Source organism: Stenotrophomonas sp. CS3K5, assembly GCF_059515225.1.
The window spans coordinates 204,601-224,805 of sequence record NZ_JCAKRX010000005.1 but is presented as its reverse complement, the minus strand read 5'-3'; the positions used below and the strand labels follow the sequence as shown (position 1 = coordinate 224,805).

The 20,205-nt window shown below is 66.8% G+C and carries 15 protein-coding genes; 12 read left to right on the top strand and 3 right to left on the bottom strand.

Going from position 1 to position 20,205, the window contains the following annotated elements:
• The first annotated feature begins 30 nt into the window (after positions 1-30).
• The 7 genes from ligA (at position 31) to AC5YGJ_RS10030 (ending at position 11,592) form a co-directional block, all read left to right on the top strand.
• Positions 31-2,502, top strand: a complete 2,472-nt coding sequence (gene ligA / locus AC5YGJ_RS10060; RefSeq protein WP_496186488.1) for an NAD-dependent DNA ligase LigA — start codon at positions 31-33, stop codon at positions 2,500-2,502.
• Positions 2,503-2,551: 49 nt separating this feature from the next.
• On the top strand, positions 2,552-3,037 hold the full coding sequence (locus tag AC5YGJ_RS10055) for a GNAT family N-acetyltransferase (RefSeq protein WP_107232965.1): 486 nt from the start codon (positions 2,552-2,554) through the stop codon (positions 3,035-3,037).
• Complete coding sequence (gene epmA / locus AC5YGJ_RS10050; RefSeq protein ID WP_496186452.1) at positions 3,034-3,990, top strand: EF-P lysine aminoacylase EpmA; 957 nt, start codon at positions 3,034-3,036, stop codon at positions 3,988-3,990. Before AC5YGJ_RS10055 ends, epmA begins: the two co-directional genes overlap by 4 nt.
• A gap of 139 nt (positions 3,991-4,129) precedes the next feature.
• Positions 4,130-4,861 (top strand): DUF3011 domain-containing protein, encoded by a 732-nt coding sequence (locus tag AC5YGJ_RS10045; RefSeq protein WP_249843573.1) that lies wholly within the window; start codon positions 4,130-4,132, stop codon positions 4,859-4,861.
• Positions 4,862-4,908: 47 nt separating this feature from the next.
• On the top strand, positions 4,909-5,973 hold the full coding sequence (mtnA, locus tag AC5YGJ_RS10040; RefSeq protein ID WP_249843574.1) for an S-methyl-5-thioribose-1-phosphate isomerase: 1,065 nt from the start codon (positions 4,909-4,911) through the stop codon (positions 5,971-5,973).
• 262 nt (positions 5,974-6,235) lie between these two features.
• Positions 6,236-8,935, top strand: a complete 2,700-nt coding sequence (gene gyrA, locus AC5YGJ_RS10035; RefSeq protein WP_496186451.1) for a DNA gyrase subunit A — start codon at positions 6,236-6,238, stop codon at positions 8,933-8,935.
• A gap of 125 nt (positions 8,936-9,060) precedes the next feature.
• The gene (locus AC5YGJ_RS10030; RefSeq protein ID WP_496186450.1) at positions 9,061-11,592 is read left to right on the top strand and encodes a membrane-bound PQQ-dependent dehydrogenase, glucose/quinate/shikimate family; all 2,532 of its coding nucleotides are present in this window, start codon (positions 9,061-9,063) and stop codon (positions 11,590-11,592) included.
• 37 nt (positions 11,593-11,629) lie between these two features.
• Here AC5YGJ_RS10030 and AC5YGJ_RS10025 read toward each other — a convergent pair whose 3' ends face one another.
• The gene (locus AC5YGJ_RS10025; RefSeq protein ID WP_496186449.1) at positions 11,630-12,619 is read right to left on the bottom strand and encodes a zinc-dependent alcohol dehydrogenase family protein; all 990 of its coding nucleotides are present in this window, start codon (positions 12,617-12,619) and stop codon (positions 11,630-11,632) included.
• Between the two features lie 118 nt (positions 12,620-12,737).
• Here AC5YGJ_RS10025 and AC5YGJ_RS10020 point away from each other — a divergent pair, with 118 nt between their 5' ends.
• From AC5YGJ_RS10020 to AC5YGJ_RS10010, 3 genes are all read left to right on the top strand, one after another.
• Entirely contained in the window at positions 12,738-13,643 is a 906-nt protein-coding gene (locus AC5YGJ_RS10020; RefSeq protein WP_496186448.1) for a LysR family transcriptional regulator, read from the top strand.
• Positions 13,644-13,765: 122 nt separating this feature from the next.
• Positions 13,766-13,945 carry a hypothetical protein gene (locus AC5YGJ_RS10015; RefSeq protein ID WP_496186447.1) on the top strand — a complete coding sequence of 60 codons (180 nt, stop codon included), beginning with the start codon at positions 13,766-13,768 and terminating at the stop codon, positions 13,943-13,945.
• Positions 13,946-14,009: 64 nt separating this feature from the next.
• On the top strand, positions 14,010-15,443 hold the full coding sequence (locus tag AC5YGJ_RS10010) for a serine hydrolase domain-containing protein (RefSeq protein ID WP_496186446.1): 1,434 nt from the start codon (positions 14,010-14,012) through the stop codon (positions 15,441-15,443).
• A gap of 114 nt (positions 15,444-15,557) precedes the next feature.
• Here AC5YGJ_RS10010 and AC5YGJ_RS10005 read toward each other — a convergent pair whose 3' ends face one another.
• Positions 15,558-15,974, bottom strand: coding sequence for a DUF3037 domain-containing protein (locus tag AC5YGJ_RS10005; protein WP_496186445.1), 417 nt, complete (start codon positions 15,972-15,974; stop codon positions 15,558-15,560).
• Positions 15,952-16,728: a HipA family kinase gene (locus AC5YGJ_RS10000; protein WP_309337595.1), complete on the bottom strand. Its 777-nt coding sequence runs from the start codon at positions 16,726-16,728 to the stop codon at positions 15,952-15,954. The genes AC5YGJ_RS10005 and AC5YGJ_RS10000 overlap by 23 nt, the downstream gene beginning before the upstream one ends.
• Before the next feature lie 460 nt (positions 16,729-17,188).
• Between AC5YGJ_RS10000 and AC5YGJ_RS09995 the strand changes: the two genes are divergently transcribed.
• A complete protein-coding gene (locus AC5YGJ_RS09995; protein ID WP_496186444.1) occupies positions 17,189-17,518 on the top strand; it encodes a hypothetical protein in 330 nt (109 codons plus the stop codon).
• 168 nt (positions 17,519-17,686) lie between these two features.
• A complete protein-coding gene (locus AC5YGJ_RS09990) occupies positions 17,687-20,149 on the top strand; it encodes a S9 family peptidase (RefSeq protein ID WP_496186443.1) in 2,463 nt (820 codons plus the stop codon).
• Positions 20,150-20,205: the final 56 nt, after the last annotated feature.

Below are 20,205 nucleotides of genomic sequence, written 5' to 3'. Positions count from 1 at the left end.
TAGAATCCCCGGCCATCCCAGAACCACCGGATCCCGATGAGCCCCAGCCCCGCCGAACGCGCCGAAGACCTTCGCCGGCAGATCGCCCAGGCCAACCGCGCCTATCACGAGCTGGATGCGCCGGAGATCCCCGACGTCGACTACGACCGCATGGTGCGCGAGCTGGAAACGCTGGAGCGCGAGCATCCGGAACTGGCCCGTGCCGACAGCCCGACCCAGCAGGTCGGTGCGCGTCCGTCCGGTCGCTTCCCGGAAGTGCGCCACGCGGTGCCGATGCTGTCGCTGTCCAATGCCTTCAGCGACGAGGAAGTGGCCGATTTCGTACGCCGCATCGACGAGCGGCTGGGCCGTCGCAGCCTGCAGTTCTCGGCCGAGCCGAAGATGGATGGGCTGGCGATCAGCCTGCGTTACGAGGAGGGTCATTTCGTACTCGGCGCGACCCGCGGCGATGGCAGCACCGGCGAGGACGTGACCGCCAACCTGCGTGAAATCGGCGACATTCCCAAGCGCCTGCATGGCAAGGACTGGCCGGACGTGCTGGAAGTGCGGGGCGAGGTCTACATGGCCCGCGCCGACTTCGAGGCCTACAACGAACGTGCGCGTCAGCAGGGCGGCAAGGTGCTGGCCAACCCGCGCAACGCCGCGGCCGGCTCGTTGCGCCAGCTCGACCCGAAGATCAGTGCACAGCGCCGGTTGAGCTTCTTCGCCTACGGCACCGGCGAAGTGCAGGGCGGTGAGTTGCCCGATACCCACTCGGCTACGCTGGCGCAGCTGGGCGCCTGGGGCTTCCCGGTCAGTGCACTGTGCAAGGTGGTCGAGGGCACCGACGGCCTGCTCGGCTATTACCGCGATATCGGCGAGCGCCGTGACGGCCTGCCGTTCGACATCGACGGCGTGGTCTACAAGCTCGATGATCGTGCCGGCCAGCAGGCCATGGGCTTCGTCTCGCGTGCACCGCGCTGGGCCATCGCGCACAAGTTTCCGGCGCAGGAGCAGAGCACCACGGTGGAGGCGATCGAGATCCAGATCGGCCGCACCGGTGCCGCAACACCGGTTGCACGATTGGCGCCGGTAGCGGTGGCCGGGGTGATCGTATCCAACGCGACGCTGCACAACGCCGACCAGATCGCGCGCCTGGATGTGCGTGTCGGCGACAGCGTGATCGTGCGCCGCGCCGGCGACGTGATTCCCGAAGTGGTCAGCGTCATCCTCGACCGTCGGCCGCAGGGCACCGCGCCCTGGCAGATGCCGACGCGCTGCCCGGTGTGCGGGTCGGAGATCGTGCGCGAAGAAGGCGCGGCCGCATGGCGCTGCTCGGGTGAGCTGTCCTGCCCGGCACAGCGCAAGGAAGCCATTGCTCATTTCGCCTCGCGCCGCGCGATGGACATCGACGGCCTGGGCGACAAGTACATCGAAACCCTGGTCGATGCCGGCATCGTCAGGAGCGTGGCCGACCTGTACCGGCTCAGCCGCGATACGCTGCTGCACCTCAAGCTGGTGCTGGATGCGGAGGATCCGTCGGCACTGGCAGCGGCGCTGAAGCTGCATCTGCCCGCCGAGGGCAGTGGTGCGGTGCTCAACGCGGTGCTCAGACTGGATGGCAGCGATCCGGCGTGGCGCGCGCAGGCACTGGTACAGCCGGCCAGCTTCGAGTGGAACACGAAGAAGATCGCCACCAAGTGGGCCGACAACCTGATCGCGGCGATCGATGCCAGCCGTGCCGCCACGCTGGAACGGCTGCTGTTCGCGCTCGGCATCGAGCACGTCGGCGAGAGCACCGCCAAGGCGCTGGCGCAGTGGTTTGGTGATCTGGAACTGATCCGCCACCTGCCGTGGCCGCTGTTCAAGCGCGTGCCGGACATCGGCGGCGAAGTGGCTCGTTCGCTGGGTCATTTCTTCGAACAGCAGGGCAACCAGCAGGCCATCGATGACCTGCTGCAGGTCGGCCAGGTCCGCATCAGTGATGTGCATGCGCCCAGTGCCAAGCTGCGCGAGGGGCTGGATCTGGCCCAGCTGCTGGTCGAATCGGAGATTCCCGGCATCACCCGCCTGCGTGCGGAAAAGCTGGTGGCCGCGCTTCCCGGCGCGCAGGCCGTGCTCGATGCCGAGCATGGCCAGTTCGTCAACGCCGGGCTGCCCGATGACACCGCGCGTGGACTGGCCGAATGGCTGGACACGGACGGCCATGGTGCGATGCTGTTGGCTGCCGAGACGGCGATGCAGCAGATCCTGGCCAAGGCGCCGGCGCTGGCCGAGATCGTGGCCGGTCCGCTGGACGGGCAGACCGTGGTGCTGACCGGAACCCTGGCCCAGCTCACCCGCGATGCCGCCAAGGAACGCCTGGAGGCCCTCGGCGCCAAGGTCTCCGGCAGCGTGTCGAAGAAGACCAGCTTCGTGGTGGCCGGCACCGAGGCCGGCTCCAAACTGGACAAGGCGCAGTCACTGGGCGTGCCGGTGTGGGACGAAGACCGCCTGCTGGCCTACCTGGCCGAACACGAGTGATGACCCCGCCGGGCGTTTGCCGCCCGGCATGAAGCACAGAGGATGACCGATGCAGACCGCCCCGCTGGATTTCCGCCTGGCGACCCGTGCCGACGAAGAGCGGCTGATCGCGCTGATGCGCGAGTTCTACGCCGAAGACAGGATCGACTTTGACGACGCACGCGTGCGCCGCGGCGTGGATGCGCTGCTGGCCGACCCGCGCAACGGCGAGGTGCTGCTGTGGCTGGACGAGGCCGGTGAGGTGGTCGGCTACGCGGTGATCGCGATGGGCTTCAGTCTGGAGCAGGGCGGCCATTTCATGCTGCTGGACGAGCTGTACCTGGCCCACCGCGCGCGCGGTCGTGGCCGCGGCAAGCAGGCGCTGGCCATCTGCGAACAGCGTGCGCGTGGCCGTGGCGTCAGCCGCCTGCGCCTGGAAGTGAACCACCACAACGAACTGGCCCGCCGCCTGTACCTGGCCAGCGGCTACATCGATGACACCCGCGACCTGCTGACCCTGCCGCTGGACCACCCGCGCCCGGAGGGCATCCTGTGAGCCAGGCCCTGCTGCATGCGCTGCGCCAGCGTGCTGCGCTCAACGCACTGGTGCGCCGCTTCTTCGCCGAGCGCGATGTGCTGGAAGTGGAAACGCCGATCCTGTCGGTGGCGGGCAATACCGAGCCGAACATCGACAGCTTCCACACCGATTTCAGTGGGCATGTCGATGCCGGTGGCCGCCGTCGCTGGTTGCGGACCTCGCCGGAGTATCCGCTCAAGCGGCTGCTGGCGGCCGGTGTCGGCGATTGCTACGAGCTGGGCCGGGTGTTCCGCAACGGCGAGGCCGGCGGCCGCCACAATCCCGAATTCACCATGCTGGAGTGGTACCGGGTGGGCTGGGATCACCATCGTCTGGTGCAGGAAACTGCCGAGCTGGTCAACCAGGCGCTGGCCCTGGTCGGCCGTACGGCGACGCTGCGTGTGTTGAGCTACCGGGAGCTGTTCCAGCACTACCTGGGCATCGACGCGTTCGATGCCGATGAATCGGCGCTGCGCGCCGCGCTGGGCGAGGTGCACATCGATCCGGTCGGCTTGACCCGAGACGATTGGTTGGACCTGCTGATGACCCATCGCATCCAGCCTGGCTTCGATGACAGCGTCATGACCGTGGTTCATGACTGGCCGGCCAGCCAGGCAGCGCTGGCGCGCATCCGCCCCGGTTCGCCGGCACTGGCCGAACGGTTCGAGCTGTACCTGGGCACGGTCGAGCTGGCCAACGGATATCACGAGCTGAACGATGCCGACGAGCAGCGTGCACGCTTCCTGCGTGACCAGCAGCGGCGTCATGCACGCGGGCAGGTGCAGCCGGCGCTGGATGAGGCGTTGCTGGCCGCATTGCCGTCGATGCCGGCGTGTGCAGGGGTGGCGGTAGGCGTGGATCGCCTGCTGATGGCGATGGAGCGCACGCCGCGCATCGCCGATGTGCTGGCGTTCGATTTCGCCCATGCATGAACATCGTCTGCTGCCGGACATCGAAGACTGAACGGATTGCCGGTTCCACGCGCTTGCTTCAGCAAGCAGGATGATGCTCTTATCACGGGCGATGCGGGACACTGGCATCGGAATTCGTCCACTCCTGTTGGGGAAGGCATTGGTCAAGTGGTTTGCGGTTGTTGCGGTACCGGTCTACTCCATCGCGCTCTGGGGTGCTTGGCTGCCGTTCTCCGCGTCCGCCCAGCAGCCGGGTTATGACGAGGAAGTGGTCACCTGCGAATCACGCGACATGGGCTGGGTGCACTGCGATATCGAGGTCGCCAATGGCGTCGACCTGATCCGGCAGCTGTCCAGCAACAGCTGTATCCGCGGCAGCGAGTGGGGGACCGATCGCAGTGGCGTATGGGTCACCCTTGGCTGTCGCGCCGAGTTCCGTGCGCGCCGTGCGCCGGGGGCCGCGGCAGCGGCCGGCAGCGACGGCAAACGCCAGTTCCGCCGCGTGGTGCGCTGCGAGTCCAATGGTCGCCCGCAGAGTTGCCCGGTCCGCCTGGATGGGGCGCCGGTGCGCCTGCTGCGCCAGTTGTCCGTACTGCCGTGCCGCGAAGGGCAGGGCTGGGGCTACAAGCGCAACGAAGTGTGGACCAGCCGTGGCTGCCAGGGCGATTTCGAAGTGGCCGATGAGCAGGGCCGCTTCGTCGATATGCCGCGCCGGCTGACCTGCGAATCGAAATCGAAGAAGCGGCGCTTCTGCGGGGCGAGCATCTCCGTCGGCGCGGCGGTGTCCCAGCAGCTGTCCAGCACGCCCTGCGAGGAGGGCAGCACCTGGGGCTGGAGCCGCAACGGGATCTGGGTGGACGGCGGCTGCCGCGCCGAATTCTCGGTGAATTGAGCCCCGGCGGGCTCCAACCGCGCAGGACGTGGCCCTACAATGGGCCCATGAACACTGCCCCTGACATCGATTACGCCCGCTACGACCACATCCGCCCGATCCTCTGGACCGGCGATGCCCTGCAACTGCTGGACCAGCGCAAGCTGCCGTTCGTGGTCGAGCACGTGGTCTGCCATGACAGTGACGAGGTCGCCTCGGCCATCCACGCACTGACCGTGCGCGGCGCGCCGGCCATCGGTATTGCCGCGGCCTGGGGCGTGGTGCTGGCGGCACGCGGGGTGCAGGCCGCCGATGGCGCGCATGCCCTGCAGCAGCTGGAGCCGGCACTGCAACGCCTGAACGCCTCGCGCCCGACCGCGGTCAATCTGGCCTGGGCGCTGGCGCGCATGCGCCGTTGCCTGAGTGCCGCAGGCGCCGACTGGAAGATGCTGCTGGAGGCCGAAGCGCAGGCCATCGCCGAAGAGGATCTGGCCGCCAACCGCCACATGGGCGCGCTGGGTGCGGGCCTGATCGAGGCCGGCAGCGGCGTGCTGACCCACTGCAATACCGGTTCGCTGGCCACCGCCGGCTTTGGCACCGCGCTTGGCGTGATCCGTGCCGGCATGGCCCAGCACCGCATTGCCCGGGTGTTCGCCGGCGAGACCCGGCCGTGGTTGCAGGGCGCGCGCCTGACCGTGTGGGAGCTGCAGCAGGACGGCATCGACGCCACCCTGATCGCCGACTCGGCGGCCTCGCACCTGATGAAGACCGGCGCTGTGCAGTGGGTCATCGTCGGTGCCGACCGCATCTGCGCCAACGGCGATACCGCCAACAAGATTGGCACCTACCAGCTGGCCATCGCCGCCCGCCACCACGGCGTGAAGTTCATGGTCGTGGCGCCGTCCTCGACGGTGGACATGGACACCGTGGATGGCAGCCAGATCGAGATCGAGCAGCGTGACCCGGGCGAGCTGTATGGCGTGGGCGGCACCCGCACCGTGGCCGAAGGCATCGCCGCCTGGAACCCGGTGTTCGACGTCACCCCGGGCGAGCTGATCGACGCCATCGTGACCGAACGCGGGGTGATCCTGAACCCGACCGCCGAGAACATGCGCGCCGCCTTCGGCGGTTGAGGGGGGACAGGGGCGAGGATGCCTGTAGAGCCGAGCCCATGCTTGGCTCCGCCGGGGAATCCGCCGCAGCCGAGCATGGGCCCGGCTCTACAGGGGCGGCTGAACCCCCTAAGTTCCTGATTTGTGCCGGTAAAATCCCCGTAAAAGGCGGCGGGAAACGGTCCGTTGTGGTAGTATCCACAGGTTGAATCGAGGTTCCGGCGTTACCCCCTCCCGCAGAGGGCTGCGCCGGACTGGACCGCTACCAGACAACGGAACCCGAATGGCAGAAACCGCCAAGGAAATCATCCAGGTCAACCTGGAAGACGAGATGCGCAAGAGCTACCTCGATTACGCCATGAGCGTGATCGTGGGCCGCGCGCTCCCGGATGCGCGCGACGGCCTCAAGCCGGTGCATCGCCGCGTGCTGTTTGCGATGAATGAACTCAACGCGCACAGCAACAAGCCCTACTTCAAGTCGGCGCGTATCGTCGGTGACGTCATCGGTAAGTACCACCCGCATGGCGATCAGTCGGTGTACGACACGCTGGTGCGCCTGGCACAGCCGTTCTCGCTGCGTTACATGCTGGTCGATGGCCAGGGTAACTTCGGTTCGATCGACGGCGACTCGGCGGCAGCGATGCGATACACCGAAGCGCGCATGTCGCGCCTCGCGCATGAGTTGATGGCCGACATCGACAAGGAAACCGTCGATTTCCAACCCAACTACGATGAAAAGGAACTGGAGCCGACGGTCATGCCGACCCGGTTCCCGAACCTGCTGGTCAATGGTTCGGCCGGTATCGCGGTGGGCATGGCGACCAACATCCCGCCGCACAACCTGAGCGAATCGATCAACGCCTGCATCGCGCTGATCGACAACCCGGACATCGATGTCGATGGCCTGATGGAGTACATCCCGGGCCCGGATTTCCCGACCGCCGGCATCATCAACGGCACCGCCGGCATCGTCGCCGGCTACCGCACCGGCCGTGGCCGCGTGCGCATCCGTGCCAAGGCCGATATCGAAGTGGCCGACAACGGCCGCGAATCGATCATCGTCACTGAAATTCCTTACCAGGTGAACAAGGCGCGTCTGATCGAAAAGATCGCCGAGCTGGTCAAGGAAAAGAAGATCGAAGGCATCAGCGAGCTGCGCGATGAGTCCGACAAGGACGGCATGCGCATCTACATCGAGATCAAGCGCGGTGAATCTGCCGAGGTTGTGCTGAACAACCTGTACCAGCAGACGCAGATGGAATCGGTGTTCGGCATCAACATGGTGGCGCTGGTCGATGGCCGCCCGCAGTTGATGAACCTCAAGCAGATGCTGGAGGCGTTCGTACGCCACCGCCGCGAAGTGGTCACCCGCCGCACCGTGTTCGAGCTGCGCAAGGCGCGCGCCCGTGCCCACGTGCTGGAAGGCCTGACTGTCGCGCTGGCCAACATCGACGAGATGATCGAACTGATCAAGACCTCGCCGAACCCGAACGAAGCCCGCGAGCGCATGCTGGCACGCGTGTGGGAGCCGGGCCTGGTCGGTGCGATGCTGGGCGCCGCCGGTGCCGAAGCGTCGCGTCCGGAAGATCTGCCCAAGGGCGTGGGCCTGATCGAAGGCGGCTACCAGCTGACCGAGATCCAGGCCACCCAGATCCTGGAAATGCGCCTGCACCGCCTGACCGGGCTGGAGCAGGACCGCCTGACCGACGAGTACAAGCAGCTGCTGGAAGTGATCTCCGGGCTGATCCACATCCTGGAAGATCCCGACCGCCTGCTGCAGGTGATCCGCGAAGAGCTGGTCAGCGTCAAGGCCGAGTTCGGCGACGAGCGTCGTACCGAGATCCGCCACAGCGAAGAAGACCTGGACATCCTCGACCTGATCGCGCCGGAAGACGTGGTGGTCACCGTGTCGCACGCCGGCTACGTCAAGCGCCAGCCGGTGAGCGTGTACCGCGCGCAGCGCCGCGGTGGCCGTGGCCGCAGTGCGGCGGCGACCAAGGAAGAGGATTTCATCGAACAGCTGTGGCTGGTCAACACGCATGACACGCTGCTGACCTTCACCAGTTCGGGCAAGGTGTTCTGGCTGCCGGTCTACCAGCTGCCGGAAGCGGGTTCCAACGCCCGTGGCCGCCCGATCATCAACTGGATCCCGCTGGAACCGGGCGAACGCGTGCAGGCCGTGCTGCCGGTGCGCGAGTACGCCGATGGCCAGTTCGTGTTCTTCGCTACGAAGAACGGTACGGTGAAGAAGACCCCGCTGGGCGAGTTCGCCTTCCGTCTGGCCCGCGGCAAGATCGCGATCAACCTCGACGAGGGCGATGCGCTGGTCGGCGTCGGCCTGACCGACGGTGAGCGCGACATCCTGCTGTTCGCCTCCAACGGCAAGACCGTGCGCTTCGGCGAGGACAAGGTCCGCTCGATGGGCCGCACCGCCACCGGCGTGCGCGGCATCAAGATGCCGGCCGGCGAGGAAGTGGTCAGCCTGATCGTGGCCGAAAGTGCCGGTGGCATCGAGGACGAGAACGAGGACGACAACGGTGTCGAGGAAGCCGCCGCCAATGGCGATGCGGTGATCGACGGCGCCGACGACGCCAGCGTTCAGTACATCCTGACCGCCACCGAGAACGGCTACGGCAAGCGCACCCCGCTGCCGGATTACCCGCGCAAGGGCCGTGGCACGCAGGGCGTGATCGGCATCCAGACCACCGAGCGCAACGGCAAGCTGGTGGCCGCGGTGCTGATGGGCTCCAGCGACGAGGTCCTGCTGATCTCCGACGGCGGCACCCTGGTGCGTACCCGCGGCTCGGAAATCAGCCGCGTCGGCCGCAACACCCAGGGCGTCACCCTGATCCGCCTGTCCAAGGACGAGAAGCTGCAGGCGGTGGAGCGCATGGATGCCTCGATCGACGAGGACGAGGACGAGGTGGTTGCCGCCGCCCCGGCCGAAGCCCCCGCGCCGGGCGAGGACGCTCCGCAGGCGTAAGTCCGCCTCGCCACGCCACCTCAACAACGCCGGCCTCGTGCCGGCGTTGTTGTATCCGGCGCTCACCGCACGCGCACTTCACAGCGACGGTGGGATAACAGGTCACGCTGCCCCGGAGATCGACGATGTCCGCCACGCCGCAGTCCGCCGCCCCCGTTGTATCCCGCCATCCGCTGGTGACCGTGCTGTCGCTGCTGCTGGTCGTGCTTGGCCTGGTCATCGGCGGCCTCGGCGCGTGGCTGCTCTGCCTGGGAGGTTCGGCGTACTACACCATCGCCGGCGCCGGACTGCTGGCCAGCGGTATTCTGCTGTTCGGCAACCGGCGCAGTGGCGCGTCGCTGTACGCGCTGGTGTTCATCGGAACGCTGCTGTGGACCGGGTGGGAATCGGGCAGCGACTACTGGCGATGGGTGCCGCGGCTGGGTCTGGTGACCGCACTGGGCATCGTGCTGGCGCTGCTGGCGCCGACCCTGCGTACGCCGGTTTCCAGGCGGCTCTCGCGTGCGGTGGCCGCTGTGCTGCTGCTGGTGTTCGTGGCCGCCTTCGGTCTGGCGTTTGCGCCGCAGGGTAAGGTGGATGGGCATCAGCCGTTCCCGGAAGGCGCGGTCAGCGCCGGCCTGGAACCGACCCGTGACACCACCGGGCTGCAGCCGGCCGACCAGCCTGCCGACGGCGACTGGCCAGCCTGGGGCCGCAGCAACGCCGCCACCCGTTACTCGCCGCTGCAGCAGATCACGCCGGCCAACGTCGGCACGCTGCAGCTGGCCTGGCAATTCCGAACCGGTGATCTGCCGAAGAAGCGCTGGGGCGCGGAAACCACGCCGCTGAAGATTGGCGACCGCCTGTACCTGTGCACCGCGCGCAACCGCCTGATCGCCCTCGATGCCGGCAGCGGCAAGGAGCTGTGGCGGTTCGATCCGAAGGTCAGGGACGCTTCGATTCCCTATACCGCCGCCTGCCGTGGCGTGAGCTACTACGAACAACCCAGCACGCCGACCATCGCCGATACGGTGCTGGCCGACGTGGCCGCCGATCTGGCGCTGCCCGAGCCACCGCCCACCGTCACCCGCAATGCCGCACCCGGCAGCCATCCGGCCTGCTGGGCGCGCATCATCGAGGGCACCCTGGACGGCCGCATCATCGCGGTGGATGCGGACAGCGGCCGCCCCTGCGCCAGCTTCGGCAACAACGGCCAGGTCGACATCACCCTGGGCATGGGCGAGGTGCCGCCGGGCTATGTGTCGATCACCTCGCCGCCGGCCATCGTGCGCGGGGTGATCGTCACCGGCCACCAGGTGCTCGATGGCCAGCGCCGGGATGCGCCGTCGGGGGTGATCCAGGCCTACGACGCGATCAGCGGCAAGCTGCGCTGGGCCTGGGACATGGACCAGCCCGAGCGCAACGGCCTGCCGCCACGCGAACAGACCTACACGCGCGGTACGCCGAACATGTGGACCACCGCCACCGGTGATGAGGCATTGGGCCTGGTCTATCTGCCGCTGGGCAATGCCGCCGGCGATTACTGGAGCGGCTCGCGCAGCGAAGCGCAGAACCGTTATTCCACCTCGCTGGTGGCCCTCGATGTGGCCACCGGCAAACCGGTCTGGCATTTCCAGGCCGTGCGCAAGGATGTATGGGATTACGACCTGGGTTCGCAGGCCAGCCTGATCGATTACCCGACCGCGGCCGGCAAGGTGCCGGCGATCCTGCTGCCGACCAAGCAGGGTGACCTGTACATCCTTGATCGCCGCAACGGTCAGCTGCTCAGCGCCGCCGAAGAGCGCAAGGTTCCAGTTGGCGGTGTCGAACCGCAACAGCGTTCGCCCACCCAGCTGTTCTCGCTGTACCACACGCTACGGCGCGAGCATGACCTGACCGAGCGCGACATGTGGGGACTGACCCCGATCGACCAGCTGGTCTGCCGCATCCAGTTCCGCAAGGCCTACTACGAAGGCTTCTACACGCCGCCGAGCAGCGACCGCCATTCCATCGAGTATCCCGGCTACAACGGTGGTTCGGACTGGGGCAGCGTCTCCATCGATACGCGGCGTGGCGTGATCGTGGCCAACTACAACGACATGCCCAACTACAACCGGCTGGTACCGCGTGCGGAGGCCGACCGGCGGGGCTGGCTGCCGCGCGAGAAGATCCGCGCCGACAAGGGCGGTGGCGAGGGCGCCGGTGATCCGCAGGTGGGCACGCCGTATGCCATCCAGGTCAACGCCGGCTGGCGGCTGCCGTTCACCGGCCTGCTGTGCAAGCAACCACCCTATGGCGGCATCCGCGCCATCGACCTGCGTACCGGCAAGCTGCTGTGGGATCGCCCGTTCGGCAGTGCACGCGGCAATGGGCCGTTCGGCATCCGCTCCGGCCTGCCGATCGAAATCGGTACGCCGAACAATGGCGGTTCGGTGATCACCGCCAGCGGCCTGATCTTCATCGCCGCCGCCACCGATGATCTGCTGCGCGCGATTGATCTGAAGACCGGCAAGGAGCTGTGGCACGCCAAGTTGCCGGCCGGTGGTCAGGCCAACCCGATGGTGTACGAACAGGGCGGCCGCCAGTATGTGGTGATCATGGCCGGCGGACACCATTTCATGGAAACCCCGAAGGGCGATTACGTGATGGCATTTGCGTTGCCGGCAGGGCAGAAATAGAGGCGGCCATCGGCCGCCCCCATTGCATGGCATCGGATCACACCGTCACCACCACCTTGCCGATCTGCTCGTTCGATTCCAGATAGCGGTGTGCTTCCTGGATCTGCGCGAACGGGAACACCTTTGCGATCATCGGCACCAGCATGCCCTTGTCCAGTCCGTCGACGATGAAGGCCTTGGCCCGCGCCAGCGCGGCATCATCAGCGACGATTTCCGAGTACAGGTAGCCCTTCAGCGTGAGTGATTTGCCCAGCACGTTGAACAACGGGAACGGCGTCGGTTCGCTGCTCAGCGCGCCGTACTCCAGCAGGATGCCGCCGCGCGCCATTGCATCGGTCAGTGCATTGAACTGCGGGCCGCCGATCGGATCGAACACCACGCGGGCACCGACGCCGTCGGTGATGCGCGCCACTTCGGCAGCCAGGTCCTGATCCTGGGTGGCGATGACATGGGCGGCGCCTGCGTCGAGCAGGGCCTGGCGCTTGCCTGCGCCGCGCGTCACCGCAATCGGCGTGGCACCTACGGCGTTGGCGATCTGGATGGCGGCCAGGCCGACGCTGCTGCTGGCCGCGGTGATGATGACGAAATCCCCGGCGGTCAGATGCGCCTGCTCCAGCAGCGCGCCCCAGGCGGTGACGTACTGCATCCACACGGCCGCCGCGGTTTCAAAATCCAGTGCCTGCGGATGCTTGACCACCAGCCGCGCCGGCACATTGGCCAGCTCGCCGTAGGTGCCCCAGCGGGCGATATCCAGAGGTGGCACCACACTGACCGCATCGCCAACGGCGAAGCCGTTCACTGCACTGCCGAGCGCTTCGACCACGCCGGCCGCTTCGTAGCCCAGGCGGCTGGGGAACTGTGCCTGCTGCAGATAGGCGCCGTTGCGGAACATCACCTCGGCGCGGTTCAGGCCGATCGCCTTGACCCGGATCTGCACCTCGTCGGCGGCGGGGGCGGGAACGTCGATCTCGTCGATGCGCAGCACATCGGCATTGCCATATTCGTGGATGCGGACAACCTGACTCATGGGGGCTCCTGGGAAGGGCCGGCGCGCGAGCCGGCGGGGGCGTGGCGGCCACTATGCGCGTGGTCTGCATCCAGAATAAGGGGTAATCTGGCGTTTCATTGGAAAACATCCGTTTGCAATGGACCTGATCGTTCCGCTCCGGACCTTCGCCAAGGTGGCCGAGGTCGGCTCGTTCGCCGCTGCCGCCGACGCGCTGGACCTGTCGCCGCAGCTGGTCGGCAAGCACATCCAGGCGCTGGAGCAGCACCTGGGCGTTCGCCTGCTCAACCGCACTACGCGAAAGCAGAGCCTGACCGACTTCGGCCAGGCCTATCTGGCGCGGGCGCGGGTGATCCTGGAGGAAGTGGAGGGCGCCGAACAGCTGGCCGAAGTGGCGCGCGGGCGGCCGATGGGGCGCCTGCGCATCAGCGCGCCGGTCACCTTCGGCGTGCATGCGCTGGGCCCGGCGGTGGTGGCCTACATGCAGGCCTACCCAGACGTGCAGGTTGATCTGAATCTGTCCAACAGCCTGGTCAACATCGTCAAAGACGGCTACGACCTGGTGTTCCGCACCGGTGATCTGGCCGACAGCGGACTGGTGGCGAGGCGGCTGGGTCCGTATCCGCTGGTGCTGTGCGCGGCACCGGGGTATCTGGCCTCGCGTCCACCCATCACCCACCCGAGCGACCTGAGCCGGCACGAATGCCTGGGCTTCGCCCATTCGATCATCCGCACCCGCTGGAGCTTCCTCGATGCCGACGGCGGTGTGCTGACCGTGCCGGTGTCCAGCCGCTTCATGGTCAACCAGGCCGAGCCGTTGCTGACCGCTGCGGTGGGTGGGTTGGGGCTGATCCTGCAGCCGCACGAGATGCTGGCCGCCGCACTCGCGCGCGGTGAACTGGTGGAAGTGCTGCCCGGCTTCGTGCCGGTGTCGACCTCGATCAACCTGGTGTACCCGCGTGATCGCCAGCTGACGCCCAAGCTGCGCAGCTTCCTGGATTTCTGCGTGGCGCGGTTCAATGAGCAGAGCATGGCGCGGCGCTAGCGCGGGCATCGGGTAGCATTCCGGCGCCCCTGTGCGAAGGATCGCCCCGTGACGTCCATTCCGCCGTTCCATCCTGCCGTCGGCGTGTCGAAGCGTATCTGCATGAGACGTTCGGAATGCCGATGTTGCGTTACACCTGCTGTGGCTGGAGCAATGGCGGGCCCTACAGCTGGCGCGAAGGTGCAGACACGGTGAGGTACCGGATCGGGATGGGCGTGGAGTCGCTGCCGCATCCGCGCAGCGAGTGGCGCCGCATCGAAGCATTCAACGTCACCGTGGAGGTGACGCGGCAGAGCCCGTAGCGTGGATGCGGCAGGCGCATGCTTGCTCTAGGATGCGTGCAGGGATCCCTGCAAAGGAACTGCGATGATGGCGGTTGGACGTCTGCTGCTGTGCGCTGCGCTGGCCTGTCCGCTTCTGACGGCCGTGCCGGTTTTTCCTGCGATTGGCGCAACCACCTCCGGGCCTGCACATCCGCATGCGCAGGACGCTATCGATGACTGGCTTGCAGCTTTCAACGCAGGCAGCCTCGATGCGTTGCAGGCTTTCGCCGACAAGTATGCGAAGAAGGAAGGCAGTGGCCCCGGGGACTATCTCGAGTTCCGCGGGAGTACCGGCCCGCTGCGCGTGCTGGAAACGCGCGAGGGCACGCCTGATCACGCCAAGCTGCTGGTGATGGGCCAGCTGAACGAGCGTGCGATGTGGGTGACGGCGGAGATGGACCCGGATCATCCGGCCCACCTGAAGCTGTTCCAGATCGAAGGCACCGAGGTACCGGACAAGTACAAGCCGGAGCGTGTTGCGTTGCCGGCCCTGATGGCTGACGCCAGGACGACGCTGGACGCGCTGCGCGCACAGGACGCGCTGTCGGGAGCGCTGCTGGTGGCACGCAACGGCCAGGTGCTGCTGGATTGGCGGGGCGGCCGGGCGGATCGCGAAGGCGGTATTCCGGTGCGGGCGGATACGCGCTTCCGGCTGGCGTCGTCCAACAAGATGTTCACCTCGGTGGCCATCCTGCAGCTGGTGCAGGCCGGCAAGCTGGGGCTGGACGATACGATCGGCAAGCACCTGCCCGACTACCCGAACAAGGCCGTCGCCGCTGAGGTGACCGTCCGCCTGTTGTTGACCCACACCAGTGGCCTTGGCGACTTTTTCGGCGATGATTTCGAACAGTACTCGGCCTCGCTGAAGACGCTGGACGACTACGTGCAGCGCTTCGCCAAGGATGCACCGCAGTTCACGCCCGGCAGCCAGGACAGCTACTCCAACTATGGCTTCATCGTGCTTGGGCGCCTCATCGAGGCCGTTTCAGGACTGTCGTACTATGCCTATGTGCAGCAGCACGTCCTGCGACCGGCTGGCATGACCGGCACCGGCTTCGAACCGGAAACAGTGAAGGTGCCACAGCGTGCCGTTGCCTACACGAAGAAGGACGGGCAATGGGTGCGTGAAACGAAGTCGCTGCCCTGGCGCGGCATGTCCGCCGGCGGTGGTTACAGCACGGCCACCGACATGCTGAAGTTCGCCGAGGCGTTGCGCGGCGGAAGGCTGGTCTCGCCGGCACTGCTGCAGCAGGCCACCACGGCGCAGAATCACAAGCGCTGGTATGGCTTTGGCTTCGTGGTGCAGGGCGAGGGCAGGGAGCACCAGTACGGCCACGAAGGCGGTGCGCCGGGATCGAACAGTGCCCTCGTGGTGATGCCTGCGCAGGGCTATGTGATCGTTGGCCTGGCCAACGTCGATCCGGATGCGATCGGTAACGTGGTCAACTACATCGCGCGGCGGTTGCCGTTGCAGTGAGCGTGGGCGCGATGGATGTAGAGTCGACCGTTGGTCGACTCTCGCGCGAAGCGCGGGCGTTTCGATCCTTCCGCGAACGGCAGTCGACCAACAGTCGACTCTACCCAGTGGACGTCACCCGGTCGACGTCATCCGATCGGGGGCCGGTACCCGCACCATCTTCGTCATCAGGTGCTCCACCACACCTGCCGGATCGGCGGTGCGGCCCACGTGCGTGCTCGACATCTGCACGATCGAACTACGCTTGGCGGTGAGGAAGTGGAAACGTGCACGCGCCGGCAGCTGCGCGATCGGCCCAGCGCCGGCATCGCCGCGGCAGATCGCCACGATCGCATCCAGCCACGGCTGCAGCGCCTCCTGGTCCAGCGTTGGCGCGAACGCGTGCAGGCGTGCCGGATCGATCTCGATGGCCGCTTCCAGGTGCCGTGCACCGGGGCAGGACACGATCACCCCGACGTTGATGAATTCTTCGCGTTCCACCCGCGGTACCACGCGGATGACCGCATAGTCATACGTGTGCAGCGTGGGCACGGATGGCCTCCTGCACGAACACCGCACGCACTTTCAGGCGATGCTTGAGATAGTCGATGTAGCCTTGCCGATAGGCCTGCGGGCTGTCGAAGGCCGGCTCGTTCACCAGCCAGCTGTCGGGCACCAGGCCGACGATGCGCTCGATCTCGGCATCGGTCAGGCGTGCAGCCAGTTCGGTATCCACCTCGGCGATGCGGCTGGCGAATGACAGCAGTACATGGTCACGGATCAGCACGAACGGTTTCTCGCAGGCATCGCCGGCATTGGCCCAGTCGTGGTGGAAGTACATCGCCGCACCGTGGTCGATCAGGTACAGCTGGCGGTGCCACACCATCAGATTGGGATTGCGCGTGGTGCGATCGACATTGCTGGTGAATGCATCGAACCAGACGATGCGCGACGCCAGGTCAGAGTCCACCGGCATCGCGGCCGGGTCGTAGTTGATCGCGCCGGGCAGGTAATCCAGTCCCAGGTTCAGGCCCTCGCTGGCACGGATCAGCTCCTGGATCTCCGGATCCGGCTCGGTGCGGGCGAACTCGCGGTCCAGTTCGACAAACAGGATCTCCGGAATCGGCAGGCCCAGCGTGCGCGCCATCTCGCCGGCAATCAGCTCGGCGATCAGCGCCTTCGGGCCCTGGCCGGCACCGCGGAACTTCAGTACGGCCATGCCGTCGTCGTCGGTCTCGACCACGGCGGGCAGGGAGCCGCCTTCCCGCAGCGGGGTAATGTAACGGAGGGCATGTACGGTGCGCATGGGCGCATTCTAGCGTGGCGCCCGGGCCGTCGCGCCGGGGCCGAGCAGGGCCCATGCTTAACGAACAGGTAGCGCGCGAAACATCGTGTAGCGGCCGCCTGCAATCTTCACTTCTTCGTTCCGGGCCGGGTGGCAGCATTCGTCTCAACGGAGCAACACGCCCGCGTGTGACCTTCAGCAGGAGGCCGTCATGCCGCTAAAGTGCAGCTGTCATGCTTCACCCTGTATGCAACGCAACGCATGGTGTTGACCTTGACCTGACACGGTCACGCCCCCGGCACGGATGGCCGTTTCCCCGCAGTTTCAGATACTTTTCACACATCGCGACCCCGGCATGGCCCGGCCGGTCCTGCGATCCACGTACTTGCGCCCCGAGATGGACCCCTGCGTCGCCGTCGGCATTGGCAACGCGGGAGACTGCCGAATCCACGATGTCCCCACAGGCTTTGGAGGTGCACCGATGAGCGACCCATTCACTCCCATGCTGCCGCCCCTGGACGATGCCAAGGCCGAGGAAATGATCGGCAAGGTGGTGCTGGTCGGCGTCACCCGCTATGGCGGCGACGGCCAGGTGCAGGGTCTGGAACAGTACGCCGGCACCGTGCTGCGCATCAGCGCCGATGAGGGCGTGGTGCTGGCCGACGAAGATGATGGTCATGAGCACTACCTGCCGCCCATGCTTGACCAGTACAAGCGGGCCGCGCCCGGCGAATACCGCATGCGCAACAGCGGCATGATCGTGGTCGACCCCGACTACCTGACCGCCTGGGATCTGCACGCCCAGCAGTGATGACGGCCCACGCCTGGCAGATGCCGGCCCGCTGCCGGCCTCGCCGGGTGTGTTCGACTTTGCTGCATCCGGCCACTAGCCCTTCCGGCCCATTCCCCCCACCTGCTGCGGTGCTAGATTCGGGCTCTTGCCCGTCCTCGGGCTCCATTCACACTGCAGGGGATAAGGATGCTGATCCGTCGAACCTCGCTGGCGGCGGCGGTTGCCGTTGCCACTGCCGGCCTGCTGGCCGCTGGCCCGGCGCTTGCCGATTACGCAAAACCGCCGGAGCACCTGCTCAGGGTGCTGAAGGCACCGCCGCCGCCTGCGCCGAACGTGGCCCCGGGTGGCCAGCGCCTGCTGCTGACCACCGCGCAGACCTATCCGTCGATCAGCCGCGTCGCCCAGCCGTACCTGAAGCTGGCCGGCGTGCGCCTGGAGCCGAAGAACCGCAGCCGCCATGACACCCCGGGTGGCTACGGCATCCCGGCGTGCGTGGCCGACTTCACCCTGGTTGATATCGGCAGCGGCAAGGAAACCAAGGTCAACCTGCCGCAGGGCTGCGCCACCGGCGCGCTGTGGTCGGCCGATGGAAGCCATTTCGCCTTCCAGAATGCGGTCGATACCAGCGTGCAGCTGTGGGTGGGCGATGCCAGCACGGGGCAGGTGAAGCAGATCCCGAACGTGCAGCTGAATCCGATCTTCGGCAACACCGTGCAGTGGCTGGGCGGCAGCCAGACACTGCTGGTGAAGCTGGTGCCGGCCAACCAGGGCCCGGCACCGTCCAACGGCGGTGTACCCACCGGCCCGGATGCGCAGGAATCGCTGGGCAGCAGCGGCGAGAGCAGCACCTATGAGGCGCGCGATACGCTGACCAGCGTGCATGACGAGAAGCTGTTCGCCTACTACGGTGCCTCGCAGCTGGCCGTGGTCGACACCGCCGCCGGCAGCGTGCGCCCGGTCGGGCAGCCGGCGCTGTTCAACGACGTCAGCGCTGCGCCCGACGGCGTGCATGTGCTGACCGAATCGATCAAGGCACCGTACTCGCATGCGGTGACCTACCAGCGCTTTGCCAACGACGTGGCCGTGCTGGACATCACCAGCGGCAAGGCCACGCCGATTGCCAGCCTGCCGCTGGCCGACCGCGTGCCGGTGCACGGTGTGCCGGAAGGTCCGCGTGGTTTCGACTGGCGCGCCACCGATCCGGCTACCCTGGTCTATGCCGAAGCGCTGGACAAGGGTGACTGGAAGGTCAGCGTGCCGCACCGCGACCGCGTACTGATGCTGAAGGCACCGTTCAACGGCAAGCCGGTGGAAATCGCCCGCACCGCGCAGCGCTTCGAAGGCTACGCGTGGACCGCCGATCCGGCGGTGGCGTTCCAGTACGAGAATGACGAGAACCGCCACTGGGTGCAGACCCGCATCGTCGATGTGGACCAGCCGAAGAAGGAAGGCCGCCTGCTGTGGGACATGTCCAGTGATGAGCTGTACGGCGACCCCGGCAACCTGGTCTTCACCCGCCTGCCCACCGGTGCACAGGTCGTGCGCCAGGACGGCAACCATGTATTCCTCAGCGGGCGCGGCGCCTCGCCGCAGGGTGACCGCCCATTCCTGGACCGCCTGGACCTGGGCTCGCTGAAGAGCGAACGCCTGTTCCGCAGCAGCGCCGATGCGTACGAGCAGTTCCTCGGCTTCAGCAACACGCCGGGCCGTTACCTGACCTGGCACCAGTCGGTGATCGATCCGCCCAATGCCTTCATCCGCCAGCAGGGTGACGCTGTGGCTGATGCGAAGGCCGGCGAGGCCCAGTTCGCGTCCAGTGCTACTGCGCTGACCAAGCTGGCCGACCCGACCCCGGAAGTGCGCCAGATCAAGAAGCAGCTGGTGACCTACAAGCGTGCCGACGGCGTGGACCTGTCGTTCACCCTGTACACGCCGCCGGGCTACAAGGAAGGCCAGCGCGTGCCGGCAATCCTGTACGCGTACCCGGCCGACTTCGCCAACGCGGCACAGGCGGGGCAGGTGTCCGGTTCGCAGCAGACCTTCACCCGTCTGCAGCCGTACCGCCTGATGCTGCTGGCCGGCTACGCGATCATCGACAACGCCTCCTTCCCGATCGTGGGCGACCCGAAGAACGCCTACGACACCTACCTGGAGCAGCTGGAAGCCGACGCCAAGGCGGCGGTGGACAAGGCGGTGGAGATGGGCGTGGTCGACCGCAACCGCATCGGCGTGACCGGCCACAGCCACGGCGGCCTGATGACCGCCAACCTGATCGCGCACACCAACCTGTTCAAGGCCGGCGTGGCAACCAGTGGCTCGTACAACAAGACCTTCACCCCGTTTGGTTTCCAGAACGAGCGCCGCTCGGTGTGGCAGGCGCAGGACGTGTACCTGAAGGCGTCGCCGTTCTTCTATGCCGACAAGATCAAGCTGCCGCTGCTGCTGGTCCACGGCGAGGACGATGCCAACCCGGGCACCGAGCCGTTCCAGTCGCGCAAGTTGTACCAGGCCATCCGCGGTAACGGCGGCACCACCCGCCTGGTGATGCTGCCCAACGAGCCGCACTGGTACACCGCGCTGGAATCGAACGAGCAGCTGGTGGCGGAAATGCTGAACTGGTTCGACACCTACGTGAAGAACGCCAAGTAGCGTCGAGCTTGCTCGACAAGAACGCCAGGTAGCGTCGAGCTTGCTCGACGGCGCAG